20 protein-coding genes are annotated in these 17805 nt (G+C 68.2%); 8 read left to right on the forward strand and 12 right to left on the reverse strand.

What is annotated here, in order from left to right:
• Window positions 1–15: 15 nt before the first annotated feature.
• The 5 genes from MTY59_RS25050 to MTY59_RS25070 are packed head-to-tail and all read left to right on the forward strand — an operon-like array spanning window position 16 to window position 3658.
• Window positions 16–627 carry a DUF4178 domain-containing protein gene (locus tag MTY59_RS25050; RefSeq protein WP_221043537.1) on the forward strand — a complete coding sequence of 204 codons (612 nt, stop codon included), beginning with the start codon at window positions 16–18 and terminating at the stop codon, window positions 625–627.
• A gap of 17 nt (window positions 628–644) precedes the next feature.
• Window positions 645–1151 (forward strand): DUF2617 family protein, encoded by a 507-nt coding sequence (locus tag MTY59_RS25055; RefSeq protein WP_221043538.1) that lies wholly within the window; start codon window positions 645–647, stop codon window positions 1149–1151.
• Window positions 1148–1579, forward strand: a complete 432-nt coding sequence (locus tag MTY59_RS25060) for a DUF4247 domain-containing protein (RefSeq protein ID WP_221043539.1) — start codon at window positions 1148–1150, stop codon at window positions 1577–1579. The genes MTY59_RS25055 and MTY59_RS25060 overlap by 4 nt, the downstream gene beginning before the upstream one ends.
• Window positions 1580–1604: 25 nt before the next feature.
• The gene (locus tag MTY59_RS25065) at window positions 1605–2060 is read left to right on the forward strand and encodes a DUF350 domain-containing protein (protein WP_221043540.1); all 456 of its coding nucleotides are present in this window, start codon (window positions 1605–1607) and stop codon (window positions 2058–2060) included.
• Window positions 2057–3658 carry a polyamine aminopropyltransferase gene (locus tag MTY59_RS25070; RefSeq protein ID WP_250160664.1) on the forward strand — a complete coding sequence of 534 codons (1602 nt, stop codon included), beginning with the start codon at window positions 2057–2059 and terminating at the stop codon, window positions 3656–3658. The genes MTY59_RS25065 and MTY59_RS25070 overlap by 4 nt, the downstream gene beginning before the upstream one ends.
• Here the strand turns inward: MTY59_RS25070 and MTY59_RS25075 are convergent, their stop codons facing one another.
• The 12 genes from MTY59_RS25075 to MTY59_RS25130 form a co-directional block, all read right to left on the reverse strand.
• Window positions 3659–4414: a YebC/PmpR family DNA-binding transcriptional regulator gene (locus tag MTY59_RS25075; protein ID WP_221043541.1), complete on the reverse strand. Its 756-nt coding sequence runs from the start codon at window positions 4412–4414 to the stop codon at window positions 3659–3661.
• Window positions 4415–4638: 224 nt separating this feature from the next.
• Window positions 4639–5229 carry a pyridoxal 5'-phosphate synthase glutaminase subunit PdxT gene (gene pdxT / locus MTY59_RS25080; protein ID WP_221043542.1) on the reverse strand — a complete coding sequence of 197 codons (591 nt, stop codon included), beginning with the start codon at window positions 5227–5229 and terminating at the stop codon, window positions 4639–4641.
• Entirely contained in the window at window positions 5226–6071 is an 846-nt protein-coding gene (gene tesB / locus MTY59_RS25085; RefSeq protein WP_221043543.1) for an acyl-CoA thioesterase II, read from the reverse strand. The genes pdxT and tesB overlap by 4 nt, the downstream gene beginning before the upstream one ends.
• Before the next feature lie 9 nt (window positions 6072–6080).
• Window positions 6081–6992: a pyridoxal 5'-phosphate synthase lyase subunit PdxS gene (gene pdxS / locus MTY59_RS25090; protein WP_221043544.1), complete on the reverse strand. Its 912-nt coding sequence runs from the start codon at window positions 6990–6992 to the stop codon at window positions 6081–6083.
• 70 nt (window positions 6993–7062) lie between these two features.
• Window positions 7063–8088 carry an NUDIX hydrolase gene (locus MTY59_RS25095; RefSeq protein WP_221043545.1) on the reverse strand — a complete coding sequence of 342 codons (1026 nt, stop codon included), beginning with the start codon at window positions 8086–8088 and terminating at the stop codon, window positions 7063–7065.
• Entirely contained in the window at window positions 8088–9212 is a 1125-nt protein-coding gene (locus MTY59_RS25100; protein WP_221043546.1) for a glycosyltransferase family 4 protein, read from the reverse strand. The genes MTY59_RS25095 and MTY59_RS25100 overlap by 1 nt, the downstream gene beginning before the upstream one ends.
• Window positions 9212–10150, reverse strand: coding sequence for a phosphatidylinositol mannoside acyltransferase (locus tag MTY59_RS25105; protein WP_250160911.1), 939 nt, complete (start codon window positions 10148–10150; stop codon window positions 9212–9214). The genes MTY59_RS25100 and MTY59_RS25105 overlap by 1 nt, the downstream gene beginning before the upstream one ends.
• A 44-nt stretch (window positions 10151–10194) precedes the next feature.
• Window positions 10195–10836 carry a phosphatidylinositol phosphate synthase gene (pgsA, locus tag MTY59_RS25110; RefSeq protein ID WP_221043548.1) on the reverse strand — a complete coding sequence of 214 codons (642 nt, stop codon included), beginning with the start codon at window positions 10834–10836 and terminating at the stop codon, window positions 10195–10197.
• Window positions 10833–11408, reverse strand: a complete 576-nt coding sequence (locus tag MTY59_RS25115) for an ATP adenylyltransferase (protein WP_221043549.1) — start codon at window positions 11406–11408, stop codon at window positions 10833–10835. The genes pgsA and MTY59_RS25115 overlap by 4 nt, the downstream gene beginning before the upstream one ends.
• Window positions 11409–11410: 2 nt before the next feature.
• A complete protein-coding gene (gene thrS, locus MTY59_RS25120) occupies window positions 11411–13465 on the reverse strand; it encodes a threonine--tRNA ligase (protein ID WP_221043550.1) in 2055 nt (684 codons plus the stop codon).
• A gap of 67 nt (window positions 13466–13532) precedes the next feature.
• Window positions 13533–14156, reverse strand: a complete 624-nt coding sequence (locus tag MTY59_RS25125; RefSeq protein WP_221043551.1) for a PaaI family thioesterase — start codon at window positions 14154–14156, stop codon at window positions 13533–13535.
• Between the two features lie 39 nt (window positions 14157–14195).
• Window positions 14196–15080 (reverse strand): aldo/keto reductase, encoded by an 885-nt coding sequence (locus tag MTY59_RS25130; RefSeq protein WP_221043552.1) that lies wholly within the window; start codon window positions 15078–15080, stop codon window positions 14196–14198.
• A gap of 578 nt (window positions 15081–15658) precedes the next feature.
• On the opposite strand from MTY59_RS25130, the gene MTY59_RS25135 reads away from it, so the two are divergent.
• From MTY59_RS25135 to MTY59_RS25145, 3 genes are all read left to right on the forward strand, one after another.
• Window positions 15659–15901 (forward strand): ANTAR domain-containing protein, encoded by a 243-nt coding sequence (locus MTY59_RS25135; protein ID WP_221043553.1) that lies wholly within the window; start codon window positions 15659–15661, stop codon window positions 15899–15901.
• 110 nt (window positions 15902–16011) lie between these two features.
• A complete protein-coding gene (locus tag MTY59_RS25140; protein ID WP_431190744.1) occupies window positions 16012–17184 on the forward strand; it encodes an AI-2E family transporter in 1173 nt (390 codons plus the stop codon).
• 31 nt (window positions 17185–17215) lie between these two features.
• Entirely contained in the window at window positions 17216–17659 is a 444-nt protein-coding gene (locus MTY59_RS25145) for an SRPBCC family protein (RefSeq protein WP_221043555.1), read from the forward strand.
• Window positions 17660–17805 lie beyond the last annotated feature (146 nt).

Here is a 17805-nt window from a genome sequence, read left to right on the forward strand (position 1 = left end):
AACGGAGGGGTTGGCGTGGGATCTCTGCTGGTCATGATCGCCGTGGTGCTCTTCATCGCGTCGATCGTGGTGCTCGTGGTGGCTTTGCGGCGGCCGAAAGAACCGGCCCAGCGAGGCGGGCGCCAGGATCCGCTGGCCGCCGACGCGATGCCGCAGTTCGGCCCCCGCCAACTCGGGCCCGGGGCCATCGTCAGCTACGGCGGCATCGACTACATCGTGCGCGGTTCGGTCACTTTCCGCGAAGGCCCCTTCGTCTGGTGGGAACACCTGCTGGAGGGCGGCGACCAGCCGATGTGGTTCAGCGTCGAGGAAGACGACGGGCGCCTCGAGCTGGCGATATGGGTCACGCGCAAGGACGTGCCGCTGCGGCCCGGCGACCCATACGTCGTCGACGGTGTGATGTTCCACGAGTCCGAACGCGGCCGCGCCTCCTACACGACCGAAGGCACCACCGGCCTGCCGGCCGGCGGCGAGATGGAATTCGTCGACTGCACCAACACCGACGAGTCGGCGCTGCTCTCGTTCGAGCGCTGGGCCCCGGACATGCCCTGGGAAGTATCGACGGGCAGGTCGGTCTCGCCCGGCGAGATCACCGTGTACGCGGCGCCCCCACCGAGCCCGGCGTAGAGCACGAGGTCTCGCCGGTGCCCCTCCATCAACTCGCCGTGACCCCGGCCGACGTATCCGGGGAACGGCTGGGACTGGCTCTCAACGCGCCCGTACCCGCGCCCCTGGCCAGCTGCCGGCTGGACCACCCCGGCGGCGGCGCCGCGCTGCTGCTCGGCGTGCTCGGCGCCTCGCACGTCGTCGCCGTGGAGCATGCGTTCTCCGAGGAAATCTCGTGCACCGCACGCAGTCTCGGGGCCGACCTGCCGCAGCGCACCGAGGCGCCCGGCTACCGCCTGCACTCCCGCACCGACGCCCACGACGAGGCGAGCTTTCGCGGCCTCGCGCGCGACCTGCGCGGCCGTTGCGCCCACCGCACGGGCTGGCTAGGCGGCACGTTTCCCGGCGATGACGCCGCGCTGACCGTGCTGGCCGCCGAACCCGACGGCGCCGGCTGGCGCTGGCAGACCTGGCACCTCTATCCGGGGCGTCCCGTCGGCAATGGCGGAACGGTGGTACACACGGCCAGCCGGTGGCGCCCGTGAGCCGCAACCGCCTGTTCGTGATCGCCGGCGTGCTGGGCGTGGCCGGCGTGACATGTCTGATCTTCGGAATCCTGTTGCTGCAGAAGAACATTGCGTCGTACATCGCCGGCCACTATCACGAGTACGCCCGCGACGTGAACGGGACTCGCTACCAGTGCACCGGGTCACCCGATCAGGTGGCCGACGTGCTCGCCGACTACGCGGAACCCGACGCGCGGGCCGACAACGGCAATACCGAGTACCTGCGTTACAGCAACAACATCGTGATCGTCGGCCCCGACGGCAGCTACGCGTGCAGCATCCGCGTGGAACCGCTGAGCGCCGGATACAGCCACGGCGCCTTCATCTTCCTCGGCCCCGGGTTTTTCCCGGGATCCCCATCCGGCGGCGCAGGCGGCACGCCCGGCGGCCCCGGCGGAATCAAGTGACGGCACCACCGCAAAGGAGAACACCATGTATCTCGCCGTCGAGATCGGCACCGTCGACCTCAATCCCGTGCTGAAAGGCGCAGTCGCGACGATCCTGTACTTCGTCGTCGGCATGGCTGTGCTTCTCGTCGGGTTCTACGCGGTCGACGTGCTGACCCCGGGAAAGCTGCGCCAGCTGGTGTTCATCGACCGCCGGCCCAACGCCGTGGTCGTCGCGGGCGCGATGTACATCGCCCTGACCATCGTCATCATCACCGCCATCGCCAACAGCTACAGCCAGCTGGGCCAGGGACTCGTCGGGGTGGCGGTGTTCGGGCTGATGGGCGTGATCCTGCTGGGCGTCGCGCTGCTGGCGATGCACCTGCTGATCCCGGGCAGTTTTCACGAGCACATCGACGAGCCGGAGCTGCATCCGGGATCGTTCGCGGTGGCGCTGATACTGCTGGCCGTTGGAGGGGTGACCGCCGCGGCGGTGTCATGAGCACCGTCGGGTCGAGGGCCAAGGTGCGGGCGCCCGAGGCGGCGCCGCCCGCGGCGGTGTCTGGTCGGTGGCGGGCGCTGTTGCTTGCCGCCGTTGCGGCGTGCGCGGCGTGCGGCATCATCTATGAACTCGCGCTGCTGACATTGTCGGCCAGCCTGGACGGCGGCGGGATCGTCGCCACCTCGCTGATCGTCGCGGGCTACATCGCCGCGCTGGGCGTGGGCGCGCTGCTGGTCAAGCCGCTGCTGGCGCACGCCGCGATCACCTTCATCGCCGTCGAGGCGCTGCTGGGCATCGTCGGTGGGCTGTCGGCGGCGGCGCTGTACGTGGTGTTCGCGTTCCTGGACGGGTCCGTCGGGTCGACGTGGGTGCTCGCGGCGAGCACGGCGCTGATCGGTGGCCTGGTCGGTGCCGAGGTGCCGCTGTTGATGACGCTGCTGCACCAGGGCCGGATAGGCCCTGAAACAGACCCAGCCGCCGATGCCGGACGCACGCTGGCCAACCTGAACGCCGCCGACTACCTGGGCGCACTGCTGGGCGGGCTGGTCTGGCCGTTCCTGCTGCTGCCGCAGCTGGGGATGATTCGCGGCGCGGCGGCCACCGGCATGATCAACCTGGCGGCCGCCGCCGTCGTGGCGATTTTCCTGTTGCGCCAAGTGGTTTCGACGCGGCAGCTGGTGCTGGCGCTGTGCGCGCTGGCCGCCGCGGTGGGGCTGCTCGCCACCCTGCTGCTGCGTTCGGCCGACGTCGAAACAACAAGCAGGCAAAGGCTTTACGCCGACCCGATCGTCGCCTACCGGCACACGGCCTATCAGGAGATCGTGGTGACCCGGCGCGGCAACGACACCCGGCTGTATCTCGATGGGGGCCTGCAGTTCTCCACTCGCGACGAATACCGCTACACCGAAAGCCTGGTCTACCCCGCGCTCGGCAACGGCGCCCAATCGGTGCTGGTGCTCGGCGGCGGCGACGGACTGGCGGCCCGCGAATTGCTGCGCCAGCCCGGCATTTCCAAGATCGTGCAGGTCGAGCTCGACCCCGCGGTGATCGACATCGCGCGCACCACGCTGCGCGCCGCCAATGGCGGTTCGCTGGACAATCCGCGGGTGGCCGTGCTGACCCAGGACGCGATGAACTGGTTGCGCGGACCGGACGTGGACCGCTTCGACGCGGTCATCGTCGACCTTCCCGATCCCAACACACCCGTGCTGGGCCGGCTGTACTCGGCGGAGTTCTACGCACTGGTGGCCCGCGCGCTGGCTCCCGGTGGGTTGATGGTGGTGCAGGCGGGCAGCCCGTTTTCCACCCCGACGGCGTATTGGCGCACGGTTTCGACGATCCGGGCCGCCGGTTACGCGGTCACGCCCTATCACGTGCACGTGCCCACGTTCGGCGACTGGGGATTCGCCCTGGCGCGGCGCGCGGACGTCGCGCCCACCCCGAAGGTGCCCACCAACGCGCCCCCGCTGCGTTACCTCAACCAGCAGGTGCTCGACGCGGCCGGCGTATTCGGCGGCGACATCGGCCCGCGCCCCGTCGAGCCGTCGACCCTGGACAATCCGCGCATCGTCGAGGACATGCGGCACGGGTACGACTAGCTACTCCTCGTCGAGCGCCGCGAGCACCTCGTCGGACAGGTCGACATTGGTCCAGACGTTCTGCACGTCGTCGCTGTCCTCCAGCGCGTCGACCAGCTTGAACACCTTCCGCGCGCCCTCGACGTCGACGGGCACGCTGACCGACGGCTGGAAGCTGGCCTCGGCCGATTCGTAGTCGATGCCGGCGTCCTGCAGCGCGGTGCGCACCGCCACCAGATCGGTCGGCTCGGAGATGACCTCGAAGCTCTCACCGAGGTCGTTCACGTCCTCGGCGCCGGCGTCCAGCACGGCGGTCAGCACGTCGTCTTCGCTCAGGCCGTTCTTTTCCAGCGTGACGACGCCCTTGCGGGTGAACAGGTAGGACACCGATCCGGGATCGGCCATGTTGCCGCCGTTGCGGGTCACCGCCACCCGGACCTCGCCGGCCGCGCGGTTGCGGTTGTCGGTGAGGCACTCGATCAGCACCGCCACGCCGTTGGGGCCGTAGCCCTCATACATGATCGTCTGGTAGTCGGCGCCGCCGGCTTCCTCGCCCGCGCCCCGCTTGCGGGCGCGCTCGATGTTGTCGTTGGGCACCGATGTCTTCTTCGCCTTCTGGATGGCGTCATACAGCGTCGGATTGCCAGCCGGGTCACCGCCGCCGGTGCGGGCGGCGACCTCGATGTTCTTGATCAGCCGGGCAAACTCCTTGCCACGCCGCGCGTCTTTGACGGCCTTCTGGTGCTTGGTGGTGGCCCACTTGGAATGGCCGCTCATCGGTGTCCTATCTGAAAAGTCCTTTGTTTTTGTGGCCAGACGAGTCTACGTGGACGGTTGGGGTGGGTCGCCCGGCCACTACCCGGCCGTCTCAGCGTCCCCAGGAGTCACGGCAGGGCGGGGATATGCCGCTTCCACAACGCGCTAGCGCATCCGCTAGCGCGTTTCGCAGTCACCTCACCACCCGGATGCTGGTGCCGCTGTGGCCGGTGTGCAACCGGTCGTCAGCCGGTGACGAGGTCGACGAACAGGTGGTGGATGCGCCGGTCACCGGTCATCTCCGGATGAAACGCCGTGGCCAGCTTGCGGCCCTGCTTCACCGCGACAACGTGCCCGGCCGCGCTGGCCAGCACCTCCACGCCGTCACCGGCGCGCTCGACCCACGGCGCGCGGATGAATACCGCGCGCACCGGATCGCTGAGCCCCGCGAACGGAATGTCACCCTCAAACGAATCGACCTGACGCCCAAAGGCGTTGCGCCGCACCGTCATATCGATCCCGCGCAGCGGCAGTGCCTCGCGACCGCCCGCGCCGGCGTCCAGGATCTCGCTGGCCAGCAGGATCATCCCGGCACAGGCGCCGTAGGCGGGCAGCCCGTCGGCCAGCAGGCCACGCAGCGGCTCCAGCAGCCCGAGGTCTAGCAGCAGGTGGCTCATGGTGGTCGATTCCCCACCGGGAATGACCAGCCCGTCGACCGACTCGAGCTCGCCGCGCCGGCGCACCGGCATCGACTCGGCACCCGCCTCGCGCAGGGCGGCCAGGTGTTCGCGGGTGTCCCCCTGCAGGGCCAGGACCCCGATCCGCGGCGCGCTCACTGCTGGGTGGGCAGGAATCCGCGGGGGAAGCGGGTCAGGCCCTCCTGCATGACCGCCGCGACCATCTCGCCGTGCCGGTTGAAGATCTTGCCCTGGCACAGCGCCCGCCCGCCGCAGGCCGACGGCGAGCTCTGGTCGTAGAGCAGCCACTCGTCGGCCCGGAACATCCGCATGAACCACATCGCGTGGTCCAGCGACGCCACCTGCAGGTGCTCCCGCTCCTCAAGGTGGGTGACCTGCGCCGAACCGAGCAGCGTCAGGTCGCTCATGTAGGCCAGCGCGCAGATGTGCAGCACCGGGTCGTCGGGCAGCGGGTCGCGGTGGCGAAACCACACCTGCTGCTGGGAGGCCTTGCCCGGAAGCCGGTGGATCTGGTCGCGCGGAGCGATGCGGACGTCCCACTCCTGGAACTGCTTGAAGCCCTCGTCGTCGAACACCTTCATCGACTTGAGCCCCGGCAGGTCGTCCGGAGGCGGCGCCGCGGGCATCACGTCCTGATGGTGGATGCCCTCCTGATCCGTCTGGAACGACGCCGACATGGAGAAGATGGTGGCGCCGTGCTGGATGGCGTTGACCCGCCGCGTGCAGAACGACCCGCCGTCGCGCAGCCGCTCGACGATGAAGATGGTGGGCGCCGAGGAGTCGCCGGGCCGGATGAAGTAGCCGTGCAACGAGTGCACCAGGAAGCTCGGGTCCACGGTGCGCACCGCCGAGACCAGCGACTGGCCCGCCACCTGGCCCCCGAAGGTGCGCTGGAAGTTTCCCTGTTCGGGGCTGAATACGCTCCCGCGGTAGATGTTGACCTCGAGTTGCTCGAGGTCAAGGATCTTCTCGATCGACACGGACTGTTTTTACCAGCCGCGCTGCGCCAGGCGATGGGGCTCCGGGACCTGCTCGACGTTGATGCCCACCATCGCCTCCCCCAGCCCGCGCGACACCTTGGCCAGCACGTCGGGGTCGTCGTAGAAGGTGGTCGCCTTGACGATGGCGGCGGCGCGCTGCGCGGGGTCGCCGGACTTGAAGATGCCCGACCCCACGAACACGCCCTCGGCACCGAGCTGCATCATCATCGCCGCGTCCGCCGGGGTGGCGATGCCGCCCGCGGTGAACAGGGTGACCGGCAGCTTGCCCGCCCGGGCCACCTCGACGACGAGGTCGTGGGGGGCCTGCAATTCCTTTGCGGCGACGTATAATTCGTCTTCGGACAGCGACGTCAGGCGGCGGATCTCGCCGCCGATCGCCCGCATGTGGGTGGTCGCGTTGGAGACGTCGCCGGTCCCTGCTTCACCCTTGGAGCGGATCATGGCCGCGCCCTCGCTGATCCGCCGCAGCGCCTCGCCGAGGTTGGTCGCCCCGCACACGAACGGCACGGTGAACTTCCACTTGTCGATGTGGTGGGTGTAGTCGGCGGGGGTGAGCACCTCGGATTCGTCGACGTAGTCCACGCCGAGACTCTGCAGGATCTGCGCCTCGACGAAGTGGCCGATGCGGGCCTTGGCCATCACCGGGATGGTCACCGCGGCGATGATGCCCTCGATCATGTCCGGGTCGCTCATCCGCGACACCCCACCCTGCGCGCGGATGTCGGCGGGCACCCGCTCCAGCGCCATTACGGCGACGGCGCCGGCGGCCTCGGCGATCTTGGCCTGCTCGGGGGTGACGACGTCCATGATGACGCCGCCCTTGAGCATCTCGGCCATGCCGCGTTTGACGCGCGCCGTTCCGGTTCGCCCGTTGCCGTTCGGTGGGTGGGCGGTACTCACTGCATGATCTCCTTCAACCGTTGTCGACCCAGTCTAATGAGGCGCTTTAGCCCGCGTTGACGCCACGGAGTCAGCGGATGGACAGCAGCGGCCCGGAGGTGCGGCCGCTGGCCAGCGCGGCCGCATCGGTGAGCAGTCCGGATAGTTGCATGGGGTACACCGTCTCCCCCGCCGCGACCAGCGCAGCGATGTCAGCAGCGTCACACCAGCGGTGGCCGTGGATGTAGCTGCATTCCAGCTCGGTTCGGCCCGCGCGCGACGGCTCGAACCGCTGGGTGCGGTAGACGAAGTAGAACTCCTCGCTGTCGATCAGCGAGCCGTTGAACTCGAAGACCTCGTCGCGCCGCCACACCGGCCCGACCATCTCGGCCGGCGCGACCCGCAAACCGGTTTCTTCGGCCAGCTCCCGCGCGGCGGCCTCGGCCAGCCGCTCCCCCTGCTGCACCTCGCCGCCCACCGTGAACCACCACTTCGGTGCGTGCTGGTGCGTGAGCGCGGGATCCGACCCGCACAGCAGCAGCACCGCGCCGGTGTCGTCGAGCAGCACGACGCGCGCCGAGGTGCGGTGGTTGAGGACGCCGTGGTCGCCGTGGGCCAGCGCGTGCGGCCGCTCGACGATTTCGAAATAGCTGGGCAGCGCGGCGGTTCCGCCGAGGTGGAACAGCCGCACCAGGGGCCGTTCGGCCAGCGCCAGGGTGTCGCGGACCGCGTCGTTGTGGAAGCGACGGGCCAGCACCACCCGGGCCTCGGCGTCGGCCAGCTCGGCGATCAGCCCGGCCGGCAGCGACGCCGGATCGACGAGGGCCAGCGCGGCCGACAGCGCGTTCTCCGCGTTTTCCCGCGCGGGCCGCGGCGCCCCCTCCGCGGCGTCGGCCAGCGCCGCCAGCCGCCGCCCTTCGGACGCGCCGCCATAGGCGTCGATGGCGACGGCGCGCGACACCACCGCGCGCCGTGCCAGTGCGCCGTCGAGCGCCTGCCACGAGAGGTCGTAGCGGACGTGCAACCGGTCCAGCCGGTTGGCCGTCCGGTACGCCCACGCGCCGAAGACCGCCAGCACCGCGACGAAGACCGCGATGGCGACAATCAGCCATGTCATCAACTGGCCACCTCAACCTTGGCGCCTGACGCGGCGACCGTCTCGTACACCCGCATGATCTGGCTGGCCACCACCGACCAGTCGTAGCGCTGGACGGCGGCCGAACCGGCCGTCACATATCGTTCCCGCAGCACATCATCCTCCAGCACCGCGATCAGCGCATCGGCAAGCGCGTCGCCGTCGCCGACGGGCACCAGGCAGCCCACGTCGCCGTTACGCAGCACGCGGCGGAAGGCGTCCAGATCGCTCGCCACCACCGGGGTGCCGGCGGCCAGCGCCTCGACCAGCACGATGCCGAAGCTCTCGCCGCCGAGGTTGGGCGCGCAGTACGCGTCGGCGCTGCGCATGGCCGACGCCTTTCCGGCGTCGTCGACCTGGCCGAGGAAGCGGATATGGTCCACCAATTCGCCTGCCTGGACGCGCAATTGGTCCTCGTCCCCGCGACCGACGACCAGCAGCTGCACGTCGGGGAAACGTTCGACCAGCCCCGGCAGCGCGTCGAGCAGCACCGACATGCCCTTGCGTGGCTCGTCGTAGCGGCCCAGGAACAGCACCGCCTTGCCGGCGCGCGGGTAGCCGTCCATGCGCGGCGCCGAGGCGAACGAAGCGACGTCGACGCCGTTGGGGATCTCCACCGCGTCGGTGCCCAGCGCCTCCATCTGCCAGCGGCGGGCCAAATCGGAGACCGCGATCCGCCCGACGATCTTCTCGTGCATCGGGCGCAGGATGCCCTGAAACACCGTCAGCGTCAGCGATTTGGTGGTCGACGTGTGAAACGTCGCCACGATCGGACCCTCGGCGATGTTCAGCGCCAGCATCGATAGGCTCGGTGCGTTGGGCTCGTGCAGGTGCAGCACGTCGAAAGCGCCTTCGGCGAGCCACTTTTTCACCTTGCGGTGGGTGGCCGGCCCGAACCGCAGCCGGGCCACCGACCCGTTGTAGGGAATCGGGACGGCCTTGCCAGCCGAGACGACGTAGTCGGGCAGCGCGGCGTGCGGCGAGGACGGCGCGAGCACGCTGACTTCGTGGCCCCGCGCGCGCATCACCTCGGCCAGCTGCAGGACGTGCGACTGCACCCCGCCGGGAACGTCGAACGAGTAGGGACAGACCATCCCGATCCGCATCAGGTGTCCTTCAGCCGGGCCTGCTTGGCTTCGGGGAGGTCAGCCAGCCACTGCGGCTGCATCATGTGCCAGTCCTCGGGACGCACGGCGATGTTCTTCTCGAACTGATCGGCCATCGCCTGAGTGATGGCGCCGACGTCGCCGCTGGTGCAGTCCAGGGGCGGGTGTATCGACACGCCCCAGCCGCGGTCCTCGAACCAGCAGTGTGCCGGCAGCAGGGCCGTCCCGGTCGCGATGGCGAGCTTCGCCGGTCCGGCCGGCAACCGGGTGGGCTCGCCGAAGAAATCGACCTGCACGCCGGTGCGGGTGAGGTCGCGCTCGGCCATCAGGCACACCACCCGGTTGTCCCGCAGCCGATCGCACAACACGTCGAACGGCGACCGTTCCCCCCCGGACAGCGGCAGCACCTCGAAGCCCAGGCGTTCGCGGTAGGCAATGAAGCGCCGGTACAGCGACTCGGGTTTGAGTCGCTCGGCGACGGTGGTGAAGGTGCCGTGGGTCTGCGCCAACCACACCCCGGCCATGTCCCAGTTGCCGCTGTGCGGCAACGCGATCACCGCGCCGCGGCCGGCGGACAGCGCCGCCTCGATATGGTCTCGCCCCAGCACCGAGTCGTGCAGCTCGCGGCCCATCGCGGCCAGGTCCATCCCCGGCAGGCGGAACGCCTCGCGCCAGTAGCGGGCGTAGGAGGCCAGCGAGGCCCGCATCAGCGAGTCGGGCACCTCCTCGGGTGCGACCCCGATCACGCGGGCCAGGTTCTTGCGCAGCTGCTCGGGGCCGCCGCCGCGGGCGGCGTAGCGCGCCCCGGCCTCAAAGACGTTGCGCGCGGCGAACTCCGGCATCGCCCGCACCGCCATCCAGCCGGACGCGTAGGCCCAGTCGGCGGCCCTCCCGCCCGTCAGGCTGCCCACCGTCCGGCCGGCCAGCCGGCGGGCCATCCGGCGTTGCGCCCCAATCGTTTTCATGCCCGGCGAAGTGGGAATCACGGCTCGCTCACCACCCGATCGGTCGCGCCCGGCGAGGTGCGCACCGCGTGCAACCGCTGCGCGCAGGTGAGGAGGCTGGCCGCCGCCAGGACCCACATCGCGACCGGCAGCGCGGGCGGCCAGGCGACGAACGGAAAGTCGGACACGCCGGCGCCGACAAGCACGATGATCAACCGTTCCGGCCGTTCGATCAGGCCGCCGTCGCCGCGCAGCCCGCTGGCTTCGGCGCGGGCCTTGATGTAGGAGATCACCTGCGAGGTCACCAGACAGATCAGAGTTGCGACCGCCAGCAGCTTGTCGTGCAGGCCGAAGACGATCCACCACAACAGCCCGCAGAACACCGCGCCGTCGCTGAGCCGGTCACAGGTGGCGTCCAGCACCGCGCCGAATCGGGTGCCGCCGCCGCGTTCCCGGGCCATCGCCCCGTCGAGCATGTCGAACAGGACGAAGAACCAGACCACCAGCGCGCCGGCGAACAGCTTGCCCATCGGGAAGAGCGTGAGCGCCCCGGCCACCGCGACGATGGTGCCCAGGATGGTGACGACGTCGGGGGTCAATCCCAGCCGTAGGCATGCCCGTGCGGTCGGAGTGGTCAGCCGCGCGAACGCCGCCCGCGACAGGAACGGCATTTTGCTCATGGTTGCTTTGTCCACTCCGTGGCCAGCAGCTGGCGCGTCTCGCGCAGCAATTGCGGGATCACCTTCGATCCGCCGATGATGGTGATGAAGTTCGCGTCGCCACCCCAGCGCGGCACCACGTGCACGTGCAGGTGTTCGGCCAGCGAGCCACCGGCCGACGTCCCCAGGTTCAGGCCGACGTTGAAACCGTGTGGGCGCGAGACGTTCTTGATGACGCGAATCGCCTTCTGAATGAAGAACATCAGCTCCGCGCTTTCGGGGTCGGTCAGGTCCTCGAGCTCGGAGACGCGCCGGTAGGGCACCACCATCAGGTGTCCGGGGTTGTAGGGGTAGAGGTTGAGCACGGCGTAGACGAGCTCGCCGCGGGCGACTACCAAGCCGTCTTCGTCGGCAAGATGCGGAATGTCGCTGAACGGCTGCTCGGTCTTGCCGTTGTCGCGCTTCATCGGCGCTTCGGCCAGATACGTCATCCGGTACGGCGTCCACAACCGTTGCAGGTGATCCTCCTCGCCGACGCCCCTGTCCAGGATGGCGTCGTCGGCGCCCTGCTCGGCCGGTTCGCGATCACTCACGGTCACTCACCACTTGACACTTTCACGAGTTCTGCTGTGGGCACGGAATTCTCGCGATCGGCGATCCACTTCACGATCGCATCGACCGCGCTGTCGCGCGGCACACCATTGATCTGCGTGCGATCGCCGAAACGGAAGCTGACCGCGCCGGCCTGCACGTCGCGGTCACCGGCCAGCAACATGAACGGCACCCGCTGGGCGGTGTGGTTGACGATCTTCTTGGCCATCCGGTCGTCGCTGGAGTCGACCTCAATGCGCACACCGTGCGACTTGAGTTGCGCGGCAATGCCTTCCAGGTATTCCACGTGCTCGTCGGCGACCGGGATGCCCACCGCCTGCACCGGCGCCAGCCACGCCGGGAAGGCTCCCGCGTAGTGCTCGGTGAGGATGCCGAAGAACCGCTCGATCGACCCGAACAGCGCCCGGTGGATCAGCACCGGCCGCTGCCGCGACCCGTCGGACGCGGTGTACTCCAGCTCGAAGCGGTCCGGCATGTTGAAGTCGAGCTGAATGGTCGACATCTGCCAGCTGCGGCCCAGCGCGTCCTTGACCTGCACCGAGATCTTCGGGCCATAGAACGCCGCGCCCCCGGGGTCGGGAACGAAATGCAACCCGGAGGCCTCGGCGACCTCCCGCAGGACTTCGGTGGCCTCGTCCCACATCTCGTCGGAGCCCGAGTACTTCTCCGGATCCTTGGTGGACAGCTCCAGGTAGAAGTCGTTGAGCCCGTAGTCGGCCAGCAGATCCAGCACGAAGCGCAGCAGCGAGGTCAGCTCGTCGCGCATCTGCTCTCGCGTGCAGTAGATGTGGGCGTCGTCCTGCGTCATGCCGCGCACCCGGGTCAGCCCGTGCACCACGCCCGACTTCTCGTAGCGGTACACGCTGCCGAACTCGAAGAGCCGCAACGGAAGTTCGCGATACGACCGACCGCGCGACCGGTAGATCAGGTGGTGCATCGGGCAGTTCATCGGCTTGAGGTAGTAGTCCTGCCCCGGCTTGCGCACCGTTCCGTCCGCGTTGAACTCCGCGTCGAGGTGCATCGGCGGGTACATGCCGTCGGCGTACCACTCGAGGTGGCCCGAGGTGATGTACAGCTGCTCCTTGGTGATGTGCGGGGTGTTGACGAACTCGTACCCGGCCTCGATGTGCTTGCGTCGCGAGTACTCCTCCAGCTCGCGACGGATGATGCCACCCTTGGGATGGAACACCGCCAGGCCGGAACCGATTTCGTCGGGGAAGCTGAACAGGTCCAGCTCGACACCCAGCCTGCGGTGGTCGCGGCGCTGCGCCTCGTCGAGCAGCTCCAGGTGCTTGTCCAGCGCCTCCTGCGACTCCCAGGCGGTGCCGTAGATGCGTTGCAGGCTGGCGTTGCTCTGGTCGCCGCGCCAGTAGGCGGCCGAGCTTCGGGTCAGCTTGAACGCCGGGATGTGCTTGGTGGTCGGGATGTGCGGGCCGCGGCATAAATCGCCCCAAACCCGTTCCCGGGTACGGGGATTCAGGTTGTCGTAGGCGGTGAGCTCGTCGCCGCCGACCTCCATGACGTCGGGATCCCCGGACTTGTCGTCGACGAGCTCGAGCTTGTAGGGCTCGTCGGCCAGCTCCGCGCGCGCCGCGTCCTTGGACGCGTAGACGCGCCGGTCGAACAGCTGTCCTTCCTTGACGATCTGGCGCATCCGCTTTTCCAGCTTTGTCAGGTCCTCCGGCGTGAACGGCTCGCTCACGTCGAAGTCGTAGTAGAACCCGTCGGTGATCGGCGGCCCGATCCCCAATTTGGCGTGCGGGAACAGGTCCTGGACGGCTTGGGCCAGCACGTGCGCGGCCGAGTGCCGGATGACGCTGCGTCCCTCCTCGGTGTTGGCGGCCACCGGGACCACGTCGGTGTCGGCGTCGGGCGCCCAACTCAGGTCGCGCAGCTTGCCGTCGACGTCGCGCACCACCACGATCGCGTCGGGCGTGCCCCGGCGCGGCAACCCCGCCTCGCCCACCGCGGCGGCCGCGGTGGTCCCGGCAGGCACCCGGATCGGGGCTTGCGAGACGTCGTTGGCGGGGGCGCTCATGAGGCTGGTTCTCCAAGGTTGGTGGTGTGACCGTCGATCGCTGCCATGCTATCGGTGCCGACCGCGCTCACGGCTGGCCAGGCTTGAGCCGTACGAACAGCGCGTCGGCTTCGGTCAGCAACTGCTCGCCGTCGGTCAACCGGCCCGACACGAAGATCTTGCGTCCGTCCACCCGGTCGACGCCCGCGTCGAACTGCAGTTCTTTTTCCACCGGGACGATGTGGCGGTAATCGATCTTGAGGTATGCGGTGCGCTGCCGCGGGTTGCCGGTCAGCACCGACGCCGACAACCCGAGGATGGAGTCGAACAGCATCCCCAGCGCGCCGCCGTGCACGGCGCCGTTGCGGCCCAGATGGAATCGGGCGAAGCGGGCCTGGCCGTGGATCCGGCCGTCCTCGCCCTTGTGCGCCGACATCGGGATCGTCAGGATGTTGCCCCGCATCGGCAGGTCCATCCGCCGGCCCGATGGGGACGCCCACTCGTCGGCGTCGAAGGGCGCCAGCAGAGCCGACACCTTCTCCAGCAGGTCAGCGGCCTCGGTGATCACCTCGTCGGGCGCGTCGGCCGCCCGGGCGTGGTCCTGCAACGAGCGCACGGCATCGATGAACCTGCCGTAATCGGGCCCGCCCTTGGTCGTCGGCTCCGGCGGGTTGAACCCGCCGCCGGGGTGTCGCTGATGTTCGGCCACCACAACACCGTATTGCCCGGCGGACGGGCTTTCGCGCGGTGGTTAGACGGGCTGCTGCGCCCCGGCGGCCGACAACATTTCGAATTCGTCGTCGGACAGCTCGATCTGGGCGGCGGCGACGTTTTCCTCCAGGTGCGCGACCTTGGAGGTGCCCGGGATCGGCACCATCACCGGCGAGCGCTTCAACAACCACGCCAACGCCAACTGCGACGGCGACGCGTCGTGGTCGGCGGCGATGCGCTGCAGCGGGCCGTCGGGGGCGGCCAGCGGCCCGGCGGCCAGCGGGAACCACGGGATGAACCCGATGCCCTGTTTGGTCGCGGCGTCCAGCAGCGGCTCGGCGCCACGGGCCGTCAGGTTGTACATGTTCTGCACCGACACGATCTCGGTGACGCGCAGGGCGGCGTTCAGCTGGTCGACGTCGATCTCGGACAGGCCGATGTGGCGGATCTTGCCCTCGTTCTTCAGGGTGAGCAGCTCGCCCACCTGATCTTCCAGCGGGAAGTTCGAGTCGATGCGGTGCAGCTGGAACAGGTCGATGGTGTCCACGCCCAGCCGGCGCAGGCTCATCTCGCATTCCTGGCGCAGGTAGCTCGGATTGCCCAACGGAATCCAGATGTCCGGGCCGGTGCGCAGCAGCCCCGCCTTGGTGGCGATCACCAGACCGTCGTAGGGATGCAGCGCCTCGCGGATGATGTCCTCGGACACGTAGGGCCCGTAGGAGTCGGCGGTGTCGATGAAGTTCACGCCGAGTTCGACGGCCCGGCGCAGCACCCGGACGCATTCGTCGCGGTCGTCGGGCGGGCCCCACACGCCCTTCGCCGTCAGGCGCATGGCGCCGAAGCCGAGGCGGTTGACGGTCAGGTCGCCGCCGAAGGTGAAGGTTCCGGAAGCGCCTGCAACAGTTTTCGAGTTTTCTACGGTCACTTCTACGACCGTACGCGCCAAATGCGGCCGCGCGGTTCGGTCGCATATCGGACAGCGCCAGGGCGTCCATCGGATATCGAGACTCGGCTCGCCCTGCCTGACTCGACTTGAGAACGCGTGGGAGGTGAAGTCGGTAAGCGAGTGTGACGGAGACGGGCGCCGGGGCGGGTCGTTCACGTGTGCGGTGCGACGACTTCCCGCCGGCATCACGATGGTCCGGGTGACGGGGTTGTCGCGCTCTACTAGTCCCATTCTTAGCGCAGAAGGCGCTTACCGGTGGCGTCAACCCAGCGCCGCGGCCGGGCGCTGCGACCAGTCCGCTCTGCCGGTTGTTGACTTTGCTCGGGCTGACTGGCCCCGAGAGGTCTACGGCGCCTGCGATTTATTGATCTGGTGGGCCGACGCTTCGACCCATTCCGGTTGACATAGTCGATGCAGCTTGGTTCACACGACGGCCGAACTTGGGGGCGCAGTGGGAAGAAGGAGACCGGTCGGGCTTTATCTTGTCCGGTAGGCAGCCCCGGTGTTCGGATTCGCGCCCAACGTATTCGGACTGGAGTCGGAATTTATCGGGCGCAATGGTCGCCAGCCATGCCGCAATTGCGCTCATCAATGACGAGTGGATACGTCAATTCAAAGCGGCGTTGGCTACGCGAGACGTTATCGGGCAAGCGAAAGGCATGATGATGGAACGCTTCGACGTCGACGCCCCTCGTGCCATCGCGATACTCAAAGCGATCTCGCAACAAACCAATACACCGGTGCGCGACCTTGCCGGCGAGATTGTCGAATCGTTGAGCAAGCACCACGAACCTTCTTAAGTCGGCATCCGCCTACCCGAGGGGTCTTCGCCGGATCAGACCGGTCCCGACAGAGAGGAAAGATGGCGTTGAGCACAGGTCGAAACGTGGCGGTGGCCGGCAGCTTCGGCTTGACTGCCCAGCCTGGAACCGGGGCCGGCGACGATGATCCTTTCACTGTTGACCGACCCGACACGACAGACCGGGAACCCATCGCCGCCGCCGAACGCGTCGCGGCCCAGATCAGTACACCAGAACGGCCTCTGGGATCTCCGGGACCCCGATTCAACTGGCGCTCACCGTTCTTGGTTGGGTTGACCGCCTCGGCGGGCGTCGCGGTGACTTACGGCGTGGTACGCAGCCTTGCGGCGGCGTCGTCGATGCTGCTACTGATCGGGGTGGCTTTCTTTGTGGCCCTGGGACTCGAGCCGGCGGTGTCGTGGTTGGTCGGCAAGAAGCTGCCCCGTTGGGCCGCGGTCAGCGCGGTGCTTGTCGCCGTGCTTGCAGTCGTGGCCGGAACACTTGCCGCCGCCATTCCCCCGCTCGTGCAGCAGGCGCGCCAGTTCATCGAGCAGGCGCCGCACTACGTCCAGCGCGTCGGTGACCATTCATCCTGGATCGGCAGGCTGAATGACCTCTTTCACCTCCAACAACGCATCACCGAAACGGTCAACAGCTCCGGCGGGGCGGTCCTGGGGCAGGCCGTCAAGGCCGGGACGGCGTTATTCGGAGCCTTCGCTGACCTTTTGGTGGTGGCGGTATTGACCGTCTACTTTCTGGTCGACCTGCCCCGAATACGCGCGACTTTGTACCGTCTGGTGCCTGGATCCCGCCGGCCGCGGGCGATCCTCATCGGCGACCAGGTATACGCGAAAGTGGGCGCCTACGTGTTCGGCAACATCGTGATATCGGTAATCGCGGGGGTGGCCACCTTCATCTGGCTCGTCATCTTCGGTGTGCCCTATCCGCTGCTGCTCGGGATATTCGTCGCGGTACTGGACCTCATCCCGTTCGGATCAACAGTCGCCGGACTCATTGTCGCGGCGGTAGCGCTCACCGTGTCCCTCCCGATAGCCATTGCCACGCTGGCCTTCTACGTGATGTTCCGGTTGGCCGAGGATTATCTCCTGGTACCCAAGATCATTGGGCGGGCGGTCAAGGTGCCGCCGGTGGCCACCTTGCTGGCCGTACTCGTCGGCGGGGCACTGCTCGGAATTGTCGGTGCGCTCGTCGCCATTCCGATTGCGGCCGCCATTCAACTGTGCGCTCAAGAACTTCTGTATCCCAGGCTCGATGAACTGTGAACGAGTCCACTGGAACCGGAGGACCCAAGTCATGACGGTCACTAGAGACATCGACGCGCCACCCGGCCGAGTCTGGGATGTCCTGGCCAACGGTTGGACGTATTCGGGTTGGGTGGTGGGGAACAGCCGCATACGGGCCGTCAGCAGGAAGTGGCCTTCACCCGGCACCCGCATTCTGCACTCCATCGGCGCCTGGCCCGCGGTCATCGACGACGAGACCATCGTCGAAACATGTGTTCCTAACGAGGAACTCGTCCTCTTCGCCCGCGTGAGGCCGGCCTCGGAGGCCCTGGTCACGTTGCGGTTGAGCGACGCCGCCGGGCGGTGCCGGGTAGCAATGTCGGAAATAGCGGTCTCGGGTCCACTGAGCTCTCTGCCAGAGACCGTGCAGGCGGCGGCCTTCGCTCCGCGAAACCGTGAGTGCCTTTGGCGGCTGGCCAAGATCGCCGAAGAGCGAGATCCCGATGAGCTATAACTGGAAGCGACCGGTCGGTAACGCTGCATGACACTGTTCGGACGCGACTCCCTACTGACCGCATGGACCTTCGTTGAGCAAGTGTGCCGACCGCTGCCCGGGCGACGTGAGCGCGGCCTGATAGGTCCATTGCCACCGCTGGATTT

This window comes from Mycobacterium senriense (assembly GCF_019668465.1).
Taxonomy (GTDB): domain Bacteria; phylum Actinomycetota; class Actinomycetes; order Mycobacteriales; family Mycobacteriaceae; genus Mycobacterium; species Mycobacterium senriense.